The following is a 12074-nucleotide window of genomic DNA, read 5'->3' as shown; positions in this document are numbered from 1 at the left end:
TAACAATATGCCTCAAATAGTTTTTTTACCCCATGAAGAGTTATGCCCGGACGGCGCGGTAGTCGAGGCCCAGGTGGGCGAGACTGTGCTGGATGTGGCGCTGCGTAACGGCATCACCATAGAGCACGCCTGTGAGAAATCCTGTGCCTGTACCACTTGTCATGTGATCATTCGTGAAGGCTTCGATGAGCTCGAAGAGAGCGATGAGCTGGAAGATGACATGCTGGATAAGGCCTGGGGCCTGGAGCCTGAGAGCCGTCTGTCGTGCCAGTCTAAGGTGCCTGACAGCGATCTGGTGGTAGAGATCCCTAAATACACCATCAACATGGTGAGTGAAGGCTAAGCCTGCTTAATGTATTAGCAATCTCAAAGAAAGCCGGTCTATCAGACCGGCTTTTTTGATCCCGCCATCTGCCTAGGGGCTAAACTTAAGGGATAAGCATTTGCGATAGAGGTAAGACAATGAAATGGATAGATTCTCTCGATGTGGCGCTCAGTCTGCTCGAGGCCCATCCCGATGTGGATCCCGCCAAGATCCGCTTTACCGATCTGCGGGAATGGATCCTGGAACTGGATGAGTTTGACGACGACCCCAACCATTGCAACGAGCGGATCCTGGAGGCGATTCAGGCCTGCTGGATCAACGAGTACTGAGCCAGTATCGAGGTTTAAAGTCTCGCTTGCTTACTAGCTGGTTTCGATTTGCACATGCCAGTTTGCTAGCCGGATCGCGCCAGCCTAGATGACGGTTTGATGAATGTCTCATTCATCTCGCTATAAAGGTAGGTTTTTCGGATTTAATTTCGTATAATCCGCGCGAATTTTTAAAAACCTGTTTAATGAAGGAAGCTAGACATGGCTATCGAACGTACTTTTTCTATCATCAAGCCTGATGCCGTTGCTAAAAACCACATCGGTGCTATCTACAACCGTTTTGAAACCGCTGGCCTGAAAATCATCGCTTCTAAAATGGTTCACCTAAGCAAAGAACAAGCTGAAGGCTTCTACGCCGAGCACAGCGAGCGTCCTTTCTTCGGCGCACTGGTTGAGTTCATGACTTCTGGTCCTATCATGGTTCAAGTACTGGAAGGCGAAAACGCTGTTCTGGCTAACCGTGAAATCATGGGTGCAACTAACCCAGCTGAAGCGGCTCGTGGTACTCTGCGTGCTGATTTCGCCGACAGCATCGACGAGAACGCCGTTCACGGTTCTGACGCCGTTGCTTCTGCAGAGCGTGAAATCGCTTATTTCTTCAGCGCTGAAGAACTTTGCCCACGTACTCGTTAATTCGAGTCTGATGCAAAACTCTCGAAAAGGAGCCTTAGGGCTCCTTTTTTGTGCCCGAAATTTACTGCAAAAAAATAGTGCGGCAAAATAGTACGGCGAAATAATACGATAAAGTAGCCCCAAGTAAACTGTGAAGAGAAGTCGATGAAAATTGTAGCCGATGAAAACATGCCCTATGTCGAAGCCCTGTTTGCCGATCTTGGTGAGGTGGTGATTGTCGATGGCCGCACCCTGACCCAGGCTCAGGTAAAAGATGCCGATGTGTTGCTGGTGCGCTCCGTCACTAAGGTGAATAAGAGTCTGCTGGACGGCTGCGACAAGCTCTCCTTCGTGGGCAGCGCCACCATAGGCATGGACCATCTGGATTTGGACTATCTTAAACAGCGCGGCATCTTCTGTACCAATGCACCGGGCTGTAACGCTGTGGCCGTCGGCGAATACGCCTTCAATGCCATGCTGGAGCTGGCCAGGCGCTTTCACAGTCCGCTAAAGGACAAGACGGTCGGCATAGTCGGCGCGGGTAATACGGGCACGGCGCTGCAAAAGTGCCTTGAGGCCTATGGGGTCAAAACCTTGCTTAACGATCCCTTGCTCGAAGAGGCGGGCGATGAGCGTGAGTTTGTCTCGTTAGATGAGCTTATTGAGCGCTGCGATGTGATCTCGTTGCACGTACCCCTAACTCGAGATGGCGAGCATCCCACCCATTATCTGTTTGACAAGGCGCGCCTGAACACACTCGGTGAAGATACCTGGCTGCTGAACTGCTGCCGCGGTGAGGTGATCGATAACCGCGCGCTTATCGAGGTGAAACAGCAGCGCAACGATCTTAAGCTGGTGCTGGATGTTTGGGAGGGGGAGCCTCAGCCTATGCCCGAGTTGGTGCCGCTGGTTGAGATAGCCACCCCACACATAGCCGGCTATAGCCTGGAGGGGAAGGCTCGCGGTACCTTTATGCTGTATCAGGCCTTGATGGCGCAGCTGGGCAGGGCGGTCGACAAGTCCCTTGCCAGCCTGTTACCAGTGCTCTGGAGTCATCAGTTGTCGCCCTTGTCTGTGCCCGATGAAAAGGCCTTGCTCAGCCTGGTGCGTCTGGTCTATGACCTACGTGATGACGACGAACTGTTTCGCCAGCGCTTTCAAAATGACAAAGGCTTCGACCTGATGAGAAAAAATCATAAGCATCGACGTGAATTTAGCGCGTTAATGCTAGCCAATACCGCGGGTTCTGATGTAGATTGGTTGCTCGAATTAGGTTTTTCAGGAGTCGGTCTGTAATTATGTCGCAGGAATTTAACGTCGTCGTTTTAGGTGCATCGGGAGCCGTGGGTCAAACAATGATTGAGATCCTCGAAGAGCGCAACTTTCCCGTTGCCAACTTGTATCCTCTGGCCAGTAGTCGTAGTGCGGGCGACACGGTAACTTTCCATGGTAAACAGGTCGAAATTTTGGATGTGGAGACCTTCGATTGGTCTCAGGCACAGATAGGTTTCTTCTCGGCGGGCGGTGACGTGTCGGCCAAGTGGGCCCCCATCGCCGCCGAGCACGGTTGTGTGGTGATCGATAACACCTCGCACTTCCGTTACGACATCGATATCCCTCTGGTCGTCCCCGAGGTGAACCCACAGGCGATAGCCGATTTCCGTAATCGCAACATCATCGCCAACCCAAACTGTTCGACTATCCAGATGCTGGTTGCCCTTAAGCCTATCTATGATGCTTACGGGATCTCACGTATCAATGTGGCGACCTACCAGTCGGTATCTGGCTCGGGCAAGCAAGCCATCGAAGAGCTGGCCAATCAGTGCGCCAAGCTGCTTCAGGGGCTGCCGGTAGAGCCTAAGGCCTATCCAAAGCAGATCGCCTTTAACGTGTTGCCACAGATAGATAAGTTTATGGACAACGGCTACACCAAAGAAGAGATGAAGATGGTCTGGGAAACCCAGAAGATCTTCGGCGATGACCAGATAGTGGTTAACCCAACTGCGGTGCGTGTACCGGTATTTTATGGTCACTCTGAAGCTGTGCATATCGAAACCGTGCAGCCGGTGAGCGCCGAGGATGTTAAGGCCGTGTTGCGTGATGCGCCTGGCGTGGAGCTGTTCGAGTCTAACGAAGAGTATCCAACGGCAGTGACAGAAGCGGCGGGAACCGATCCTGTATACGTTGGCCGCGTGCACGAAGATATCTCTCATCCTAACGGCATCAACCTCTGGGTTGTGTCTGATAACATTAGAAAAGGCGCGGCGCTCAATAGCGTGCAGATAGCCGAAGTCTTGGTCAGAGACTACTACTGATCCCTGGCCCTAAGGGGCTAAGTAGTGCATAAGTGGAGAAAAAGCCTGCAGTTTGCAGGCTTTTTTTATGTGATCACTTGTTTTTGAAATGTGAACAGTAGCAGGCCATCTAAAACTGGTTTATAGTAATCTCAATAAATACAATTGCCTAAAGCACACTGCCAAATGGCAGTCCATCATCGCTTGAAAGGGAAGAATTGATGAACTTTCGCACATCGCATCTTGCTGGTTTGCTAGCCAGCGCTCTGCTTGTTCTCTCGTCGACTTCGGGTCTTTTATCTGCCGCAGAACCTCTCAATATTACCGGCCCAGATGGCGAAAGTCGCCAGACCCTGCGCCAATATGGCCCAACTACGGCATCCGATACCTTCTGGAGTATTGCTCAGAAAACCCGTCCCGATGCGAGTGTGACCATCTATCAGGTGATGGCAGCGATTTATGAAGCCAATCCTCATGCTTTTACCAGCGACAACTACAACAGCCTAGAGAAGGGGATGATCCTGCTGATCCCATCTAAAGAGGTGATGCTGGCTATTCCTAAGAGCCTGGCGAAACAGCAGGCAGAGAGTAATGATAAAGGCTGGCGTCAGAAGCCACAGACGGCAGCTAAGCCTAAGCCGGTAGCGACACAGACTAAACAGGCTCAGGCGTCAGAAGCTCGTCAGCCAGAGATGGTTCAGACAGATAAGCCTAGCGCCGAGCAGCAGAAGCAGATCGAGGCGCTAACCGCCAAGCTCGAGGCCGAGCAGGCTAAGAACCTGTCGCTCACCGACGAGCTGGCCAGGGCACAAGATAAGTTAAACCTGGGCAACAACGACAGCGAGATGCTGCAGGCTAAGATAGACGAACAAAGCAGCCGTATCGCCGAGCTGGAAGAGGCGCTGCTGGTTCAAAAAGAGCAGAAGGCGCAGCTAAACAGTGAGGTCGAGCAGCTTCGTCAGCAGCTGGCCGCCGCGACTCAACCGGCAAAGCCTAAAGAGGTGGACGACAGCTGGCGCACCATGATGGATAACCCCCTCTATCTCGGTCTGTTCGCGGCCATTCCGGCGCTATTGCTGTTGGTATTGGTATGGCTGTTTATCAAGCGTCGCAACAACAAGAGCGAGGCGGTCGAGTCGAGCGCGCCCGTAACGCCGCCGATGGACGATAAGCCTGTCGCGCCAGCGCCTGAAGATAGCGAAGAGATGATGGCTGTGCATCTGGATACAGATGATGAGGCCGATTCGCTGGATTCCTTGATGAAGGTCGATGAGACTCAGCTTAAGCCCGAGGCGGATCTGAGTGATGAGCTGCCTCAAGAAGCTGCCGAGATGGTAGTGGATGCGGGTGATGAGCAGGTGATGTCACCGATTGAGGATGAAGGTCAATCGCTGGACGATCTCTGGGCCGAGGCCATGGGTGAGCAGGAGCAGGAAGAAGCCAAGACAACTCAGGAAGATGATCTCGACAGCCTGCTTGCCGAACTAGATGCCCCGCAAGAAGCGCCAGTCGAAGAGACACATGTCGAAGAGAAGAGCATCGAAGAAACTGCCTTCGAGGCGCCAACTTTTGAAGAAGAGGCGACCACAGAGACAGATCTCGACGAACTGCTGGCCGAATTTGAGCAAGAGACGCCAAGCGAAGACGCTAAAGAGGAAGACTTGGATGCGCTGCTGGCGGAGTTTGACCTGCCGGCAGAAACAGCAAACGAAGAGGCTAACGTAGAAGAGACTCACGCAGAAGAGACTAGCTTAGAAGAGATTAAGCCAGAAGAAGCCGCCGAGCCTGCAGCGACAGCAGCGTCCGAGGAAACCTTGGCCGATGAGATTGCCCAGGAGCTCGAAGAGGCGATCGAGGCCAAAGGTGATGAGGGCGATGTCGATGAGACAGATCTCGACGCCTTGCTGGCCGGATTCGATGCCGAGCCGGCAGCCCAAGCGACCGATAGCGAGGATGATGAGATAGCGCGTCAGATCGCCGCCGAGCTTGAGGAGGAAAACGATGAGGTTGAAGAGGCGGATCTTGATGCCTTACTGGCCGAATTTGAACCAGCTGCATCGGCAAGCGAGCCAGAAGCCGAAGTCGCCGATCTTGAGTTCGCCGAGGCTGAAGCTGAGGAGGCTGCACCTGAGGAGACAGGGCCAGAACTTGACGTTGCAGCCGAGTTAGCCGCAGAGCAGGAAGAGAGCAAATCGGCCGGTCACGCGCCGCTCGAGTTCGACCTGGGTGAAGATAAGCCGGCTGTAGAGGCGGAAGCCGAGCAAGAGATTAAGGCCGAAGATGACGGCGAGGTGGATCTCGACGCGCTGCTCGCCGATCTCGAATCGGTCGAAGAGGCGGAAGAGCCTAAGGTCGAAAAGGGTGAATCGGGTTTCTTCGGTGATCTCAAGGGGAACAAGCGCAGCAGCGATAACATGCTGGAGTGGGAATCAGCCTTGACCAGCGATGCGCCAAGCGCCCAAGAGAAGCCGGTTGAGGATGATGACGATGGTATCTCGCTGCAGCTGGACGATGATGATAATCTGACCGTAGATCAGGCCTTGGCTGCCCTTGATGCGGCGGAGAAGAAGCGTCCCGCCAGAGCCGTGCCCGAGCACGATCTGACCGCCTTCCAGCAAGACAACGGCTTTATCGATATCGACAGACTGCTCAATGAGGCCGACGAGGAGCAGCTGGATGTCGATAAGTACAAGGAGCTGGATGTTGACATGGGCGAGCTCGATAGCCTGATGGGCAACGCCGCCATGGTCGATGTGGACGACGAAGAGAATGCGGTCAATGCCAAGCTGGATCTGGCACGCGCCTATATAGAAATAGACGATATGGACAGCGCCAAGGCGCTGCTTAAAGAGGTCGAGCTGGACGGCAACGAGCGTCAGCAGCAGGAAGCCAAGAAGCTGCTAGACGAGCTCTAACCCTGACGCGCTCTAAAATAGAAAAGCGATTTGAAAAACGGTGCTTAGGCGCCGTTTTTTTATGGCGGCGAGCATATTTTTGATGGCGGCGAGCCTGGAGGTTGACTATCGGTGCAGTTAACTCTCCACTTAACTCTCTCCTTAACTATCCAGTTAACGCGCCATTTACTATCCAGTTAACACCTAGCTTGTGCTAGAATCCGCCGCCTAGCGAACAGATTTATTTAAACGTGAGTAATTAAACATGAGGACAGGTATTTCATGCGCGTAGCATTAGGTATCGAATATGATGGCAGCCGTTATTTTGGCTGGCAACGTCAGGCCGAGGTGGATTCGGTACAAGCCCAGCTCGAGAGAGCCCTATCTTTCGTTGCCAACGAACCTATTTCGATTCAATGCGCCGGACGTACCGACGCAGGTGTACATGCTACGGGCCAGGTGGTGCATTTCGAGACCAATGCCGTGCGTAAAGAGAGTGCCTGGACCCTAGGGGTCAATGTCAACCTGCCGGATGATATCGCCGTGCGCTGGGCCAAGGATGTGGATGACGAATTCCACGCCCGCTTTACCGCCACCGCCCGCCGTTATCGCTACATGATCTATAACCATCAGTTCAGACCCGGCATTCTCCGCTCTGGCGTGAGCCACTATCCGGGGCAGATAGATGAGAGCAAGATGCATGAGGCGGCCCAGTTCCTGCTGGGTGAGCAGGACTTTACCAGTTTCCGCGCCATCCAGTGCCAGTCGAACACTCCTTTTCGCTGTGTTCACGAGGTCAATGTGACCCGCCAGGGCATGTATATCTGCGTCGACATCAAGGCCAACGCCTTCTTGCATCACATGGTGCGTAATATCGTCGGCTCCCTGCTCGAGGTGGGTTATGGCCGTCAACCCGTGAGCTGGATTAAGGATCTGCTGGCGCTGAAGGATCGCACTCAGGCGGCGGCGACCGCTAAACCTAACGGTCTCTATCTAGTGGATGTGACCTATCCCGAGCACTATGCCCTGCCTAAACTGGCCCTGGGGCCACTGTTTATGCTCGACTAACCCCAACTATATTTCTGAATAACAACACTGAATAACAAAGAGTTAGAAAGATTCTGATATGACACCTGTACCCAACGCACAATCTGGCCTTAATGACTGGCTGAATCATCTGATGGCAATTCATCCCACAGAGATAGATATGGGCCTTGGCCGTGTCGCGGCCGTTGCCAAGGTCATGGGGCTCGATAGCCTCGAGGGCACCACGGTGGTGACCGTTGCCGGCACCAATGGCAAGGGAACCACCTGCGCCATGATAGAAGCCATCATGAGAGAAGCCGGGCAGCGCGTTGGAGTCTACAGCTCGCCTCACATGCTCAAATATAACGAGCGGGTACGCATCGATGGGGTAGATGCCAGCGATGAGGCGCTTATCGAGGCGTTTTGTGCCATAGATGCCGCGCGCGGCGATACCTCGCTGACCTTCTTCGAATATGCCACCCTGGCCGGACTCTACCTGTTTAAGCAGGCGAAGCTGGATCTCGTGTTACTTGAGGTGGGGCTTGGCGGACGCCTGGATGCCACCAATATTATCGATGCCGATATTGCGGTGATCACCGCCATCGACATCGACCATCAGGAATACCTGGGCGATACCCGGGAGTTGGTGGGCCGCGAGAAGGCGGGGATCATGCGCGCTGGCCGTCCCGTGGTGATTGGCGACCCAGACTTGCCAGTAAGCGTTGTTGAATACGCCGAGTCTATCGGCGCCAAGATGGTACGGGTGAATCACGAATTTAGCTACAAGGCGAGTGAGACTGAGTGGTGCTTTACCTTAGGCGAAACCATACAGCCGCAAATCTCTCTGCCTAGGCTCTCAATAGAAGGGCTGCCACTACCGACCCTGCCTTTGGCCAACGCGGCAACCGCCCTGGCTGTGGTGCAGCAATTGTTGGCAGAACAGTTTGTGACTCAAGCGGCTCGCACATCTATCGATGCCGGGCTAAGCGGGGCTAAGTTAACCGGTCGTCTGGAGGTGGTCAGCGAGCAGCCTAAGATCATTTTAGATGTGGCCCATAACCCCCATGCGGCGGCCTATCTGGCCCAGCGACTCGAGGCTTACAAGGGTAAGCGTATCTTCGCCCTGTGCGGCATGTTAAAAGATAAGGATTGCCGCGCCGTGCTTGGCCTGCTCGAGGCTCAGATCCACGTCTGGTATCTGACGGATCTAAACTGTGAGCGCAGCGCTAAGGCGCAAGATCTGCTCAGCTATCTGAGCGGCGACAAAGCTGCCTATGGGTTTGCCTCTGTTGAGCAGGCATACCAGGCGTTAAAGCCAGAGATTGGCCAATCCGATGTGGTAATTGTGTTTGGCTCCTTTTACACTGTGGCAGAGTTTAAGCAATTGGACCTAAGTTAAATGCAGGTGGATGAAGTAGAAGTCAAACAAGAGAAGGTATCGAGCCAGTTTCAAAACCGTCTGGTGGGCATCATAGTCTTGGTGGCCCTGGGGGTGATCTTTTTGCCCGATATCTTAGATGGTAAGAAGCAGCATCAGGAAGAGCAGTTTGCCGAGATCCCACTGCGGCCCCAGGCCGAGTCCCGCCTCGATGAGCAGGAAAGTATTACGGCTATAGACCTGAGTGAGCAGCAGGCTCAGTTCGACAACCAGGTGAACGCTCAAGATGAAAGCGCCGGCCAAGCCTCAGCCGAGCAGCAGGGGACGAATGATGGCGCGGATGATAAGACAAGCGCGGCGAAAACGGACGCCTCTAATACCAGCGTAGCTAAAACCAGCGAGCCTAAAACCAGTGAAGTTAGGCAAACCCCAGCGAAAGTCACGCAAGCTAAGGCGACTGAATCTAAGGTTGAGGTCGCAAGCTCGGCCTATACCCTGCAATTGGGTAGCTTTAAGAATGCGGATAATGTGAACGCCCTGGTCAAGCGACTGCGAGGCGAGGGCTACCGTGCCTATACTGTGCCGAAAAAGCCGGTGGATGGTCAGCTGACTAAGGTGTTTGTCGGCCCGGATATCTCCAAGAGCAAGTTACAGAAGTTGCAGACCAAGCTGGATAAGTTTACCGGCCTTAAGTCGGCGGTGGTCGATTATAATCCGCTGCTCTAACTCACTGCTTTGCTCTACCGTTATCACTTCCAAACGCCCAGGCTTTGTCCTGGGCGTTTTTGTCTGCGCTACAGGGGGAAAATAGCCTCAAGCCAGAACTCAGTGTCCGTAATTGCGGATAAACTAAATCACTTTTAAATTAGGCTAGGGGGTGAGAATGTCTTCAGTCTCTGGTAAAATCCCGCCGTCTTAATGCTAATGCTGGATCACCTTATTCAATGGTTTGGATCGATTATGCCATTATTGCGGTCATCGCAATCTCGACTTTAATTAGTCTGCTTCGTGGTTTCGTTAAGGAAGCCATGTCACTCGTGGTCTGGTTTGCCGCCTTCTTCGTGGCGAGTCAATTTTATGAAGATCTCGCCGTCTACCTGACCCAGATGCAAGATGAAATGGTGCGTAACGGCATTGCCATCGCAATCTTGTTCATCTCGACCCTTATTCTCGGTGCCTTAGTTAACTATCTTATCGGCCAACTGGTGGTCAAGACGGGCCTGTCTGGTACCGACAGGGTGCTGGGCCTCTGTTTTGGCGCTCTGCGTGGCGCACTCATCGTTAGCGCGATACTCTTTTTCCTGGACGCCTTTACCGGGGCGCCCAAGACAGACTGGTGGGCCAGCTCGCAACTGGTTCCCGAATTCGGAGTGGTTATCCAGTGGTTCTTCGACTACGTGGAAAACACCTCAAGCTTTGTACCTAAAATATAAGAATGCGTAAGCATAGGCGTGCCTTAACCTCAGGTCATGGCCGCAGATAATAATTATCAGAACATCTTAAAATGAGGAAACCTACCCATGTGTGGTATCGTCGGAATAGTTGGCCGAACATCGGTTAATCAGACAATCTATGATGCACTCACAGTGCTACAGCATCGTGGCCAAGACGCCGCGGGCATTGTCACCGTTGATGGCAATGCGTTTAGATTGCGTAAGGCCAATGGTCTGGTAAAAGACGTATTTGAACCTAAGCATATGCAGCGCTTGCAAGGCACCGCCGGCATAGGTCACGTGCGTTACCCAACTGCGGGTAGCTCGAGCGCGTCTGAGGCGCAACCTTTCTATGTTAACTCTCCTTTCGGGATCTCTCTGGCGCACAACGGCAACCTGACCAACACGGTCGAGCTGCACGAGCGTCTGGTGAAGCAACGTCGTCACGTGAACACCACCTCAGATTCTGAAGTCCTGCTTAACCTGTTGGCCGACGAGCTGCAACACACCAAGAGCCAGTACCTCACTGCCGACGAAGTCTTCGAGGCGGTCACTAAGGTACATGAGCTGACACGCGGCGCCTACGCCGTGGCGGCGATGATCATCGGACAGGGCCTGGTGGCGTTTCGCGATCCTTACGGCATTCGTCCACTGGTACTGGGTAAGAACGAGACAGAGCAGGGCACCGAATATATGGTGGCCTCTGAGAGCGTGGCCCTTGATGCCGTAGGTTTCGAGACGGTACGTGATGTCGCTCCAGGCGAAGCCATCTATATCTCGTTAGATGGTCAGCTCTATACCCGCCAGTGTGCCCAGTCGCCAAGCTATTCACCTTGTATCTTCGAATATGTCTATTTTGCCCGTCCAGACTCGACCATCGACAAGGTGTCTGTCTACGGCAGCCGTGTCAACATGGGTACCATGTTGGGTGAGAAGATTAAGAAAGAGTGGGAAGATCACGATATCGACGTGGTGATCCCGATCCCTGAAACCTCATGCGATATCGCCCTAGAGATCGCCCGTAACCTGGACCTGCCATACCGTCAGGGCTTCGTGAAGAACCGTTACATCGGCCGTACCTTCATCATGCCGGGTCAGCAGGAGCGAAAGAAGTCGGTTCGCCGCAAGCTAAACGCCATTAACGCCGAGTTTAAGGGCAAGAACGTGCTGCTGGTGGATGACTCTATCGTGCGCGGTACTACCTCAGAGCAGATCATCGAGATGGCCCGTGAAGCCGGTGCCAAGAAGGTTTACTTCGCCTCGGCGGCTCCTGAGATCCGTTTCCCTAACGTCTATGGTATCGACATGCCGACCTCGAGCGAGCTGATCGCCCATGGTCGCGACGCCGAAGAGATCAATAAGCTGATCGGTGCCGATGGCATCATCTTCCAGGATCTGGAAGACCTGATCGAAGCCGTACGTCAGCAGAACCCGGATATCAAACGCTTCGAGACCTCGGTATTTGACGGTAACTATATTACCAACGATGTGGATCAGGCCTATCTGGATCACCTGACCCAGCTACGTAACGACGATGCCAAGGCCAATCGCATCAAGGATATCGGCACTAACTTAGAGCTACATAACGTCTGTCATCCCTAAGGGATAGCGCATGCGTCCGCTAAAAACCGACCCCTAGTGGTCGGTTTTTTTATGGGAGTGGTCGGTATTTTTATAGAAGTGCTCGGTTTATTTATGGGGCATTTTGCTACATCACTTTTTCTGCAAGGGTAATTAAATACCTGATAGCATGGTGTTTTAATGCTTTAGTGCTATGTTTAAT

Annotated in this window: 11 protein-coding genes; all 11 read left to right on the top strand. The window is 53.2% G+C overall.

Going from position 1 to position 12074, the window contains the following annotated elements:
* Window positions 1–7: 7 nt before the first annotated feature.
* The 11 genes from fdx (at window position 8) to purF (ending at window position 11893) form a co-directional block, all read left to right on the top strand.
* Window positions 8–343 (top strand): ISC system 2Fe-2S type ferredoxin, encoded by a 336-nt coding sequence (fdx, locus tag K0I31_RS12060; protein ID WP_011866109.1) that lies wholly within the window; start codon window positions 8–10, stop codon window positions 341–343.
* Window positions 344–462: 119 nt separating this feature from the next.
* Entirely contained in the window at window positions 463–654 is a 192-nt protein-coding gene (iscX, locus tag K0I31_RS12055; protein ID WP_220078547.1) for a Fe-S cluster assembly protein IscX, read from the top strand.
* A 201-nt stretch (window positions 655–855) separates the two neighbouring features.
* Window positions 856–1287 carry a nucleoside-diphosphate kinase gene (gene ndk / locus K0I31_RS12050; RefSeq protein WP_011866107.1) on the top strand — a complete coding sequence of 144 codons (432 nt, stop codon included), beginning with the start codon at window positions 856–858 and terminating at the stop codon, window positions 1285–1287.
* A gap of 144 nt (window positions 1288–1431) precedes the next feature.
* Window positions 1432–2562 carry a 4-phosphoerythronate dehydrogenase gene (locus tag K0I31_RS12045; protein ID WP_220078546.1) on the top strand — a complete coding sequence of 377 codons (1131 nt, stop codon included), beginning with the start codon at window positions 1432–1434 and terminating at the stop codon, window positions 2560–2562.
* A 2-nt stretch (window positions 2563–2564) separates the two neighbouring features.
* Window positions 2565–3581 (top strand): aspartate-semialdehyde dehydrogenase, encoded by a 1017-nt coding sequence (locus K0I31_RS12040; protein ID WP_220078545.1) that lies wholly within the window; start codon window positions 2565–2567, stop codon window positions 3579–3581.
* A gap of 200 nt (window positions 3582–3781) precedes the next feature.
* Window positions 3782–6475, top strand: a complete 2694-nt coding sequence (locus tag K0I31_RS12035) for a FimV/HubP family polar landmark protein (RefSeq protein WP_220078544.1) — start codon at window positions 3782–3784, stop codon at window positions 6473–6475.
* Window positions 6476–6736: 261 nt separating this feature from the next.
* Window positions 6737–7522 carry a tRNA pseudouridine(38-40) synthase TruA gene (gene truA / locus K0I31_RS12030; RefSeq protein ID WP_220078543.1) on the top strand — a complete coding sequence of 262 codons (786 nt, stop codon included), beginning with the start codon at window positions 6737–6739 and terminating at the stop codon, window positions 7520–7522.
* 58 nt (window positions 7523–7580) lie between these two features.
* The gene (folC, locus tag K0I31_RS12025) at window positions 7581–8879 is read left to right on the top strand and encodes a bifunctional tetrahydrofolate synthase/dihydrofolate synthase (protein WP_220078542.1); all 1299 of its coding nucleotides are present in this window, start codon (window positions 7581–7583) and stop codon (window positions 8877–8879) included.
* A gap of 6 nt (window positions 8880–8885) precedes the next feature.
* Entirely contained in the window at window positions 8886–9584 is a 699-nt protein-coding gene (gene dedD, locus K0I31_RS12020) for a cell division protein DedD (RefSeq protein ID WP_258406488.1), read from the top strand.
* Window positions 9585–9802: 218 nt separating this feature from the next.
* Window positions 9803–10291: a CvpA family protein gene (locus K0I31_RS12015; RefSeq protein WP_011866100.1), complete on the top strand. Its 489-nt coding sequence runs from the start codon at window positions 9803–9805 to the stop codon at window positions 10289–10291.
* A gap of 87 nt (window positions 10292–10378) precedes the next feature.
* Window positions 10379–11893: an amidophosphoribosyltransferase gene (gene purF, locus K0I31_RS12010; protein ID WP_220078540.1), complete on the top strand. Its 1515-nt coding sequence runs from the start codon at window positions 10379–10381 to the stop codon at window positions 11891–11893.
* Window positions 11894–12074 lie beyond the last annotated feature (181 nt).

Origin of the sequence: Shewanella spartinae, from assembly GCF_019457555.1 — a bacterium.
GTDB lineage: Bacteria > Pseudomonadota > Gammaproteobacteria > Enterobacterales > Shewanellaceae > Shewanella > Shewanella loihica.
Note: the sequence above shows the minus strand (reverse complement) of the source record. Positions and strands in the feature narration are given on the sequence as shown.

What these genes read in the sequence shown, in the direction of transcription:
- truA (WP_220078543.1), top strand. Translation starts at nt 6,737, where the DNA reads ATGCGCGTAGCATTAGGTATCGAATATGATGGCAGCCGTTATTTTGGC.
- folC (WP_220078542.1), top strand. Translation starts at nt 7,581, where the DNA reads ATGACACCTGTACCCAACGCACAATCTGGCCTTAATGACTGGCTGAAT.
- K0I31_RS12040 (WP_220078545.1), top strand. Translation starts at nt 2,565, where the DNA reads ATGTCGCAGGAATTTAACGTCGTCGTTTTAGGTGCATCGGGAGCCGTG.
- fdx (WP_011866109.1), top strand. Translation starts at nt 8, where the DNA reads ATGCCTCAAATAGTTTTTTTACCCCATGAAGAGTTATGCCCGGACGGC.
- K0I31_RS12015 (WP_011866100.1), top strand. Translation starts at nt 9,803, where the DNA reads ATGGTTTGGATCGATTATGCCATTATTGCGGTCATCGCAATCTCGACT.
- K0I31_RS12045 (WP_220078546.1), top strand. Translation starts at nt 1,432, where the DNA reads ATGAAAATTGTAGCCGATGAAAACATGCCCTATGTCGAAGCCCTGTTT.
- iscX (WP_220078547.1), top strand. Translation starts at nt 463, where the DNA reads ATGAAATGGATAGATTCTCTCGATGTGGCGCTCAGTCTGCTCGAGGCC.
- K0I31_RS12035 (WP_220078544.1), top strand. Translation starts at nt 3,782, where the DNA reads ATGAACTTTCGCACATCGCATCTTGCTGGTTTGCTAGCCAGCGCTCTG.
- purF (WP_220078540.1), top strand. Translation starts at nt 10,379, where the DNA reads ATGTGTGGTATCGTCGGAATAGTTGGCCGAACATCGGTTAATCAGACA.
- ndk (WP_011866107.1), top strand. Translation starts at nt 856, where the DNA reads ATGGCTATCGAACGTACTTTTTCTATCATCAAGCCTGATGCCGTTGCT.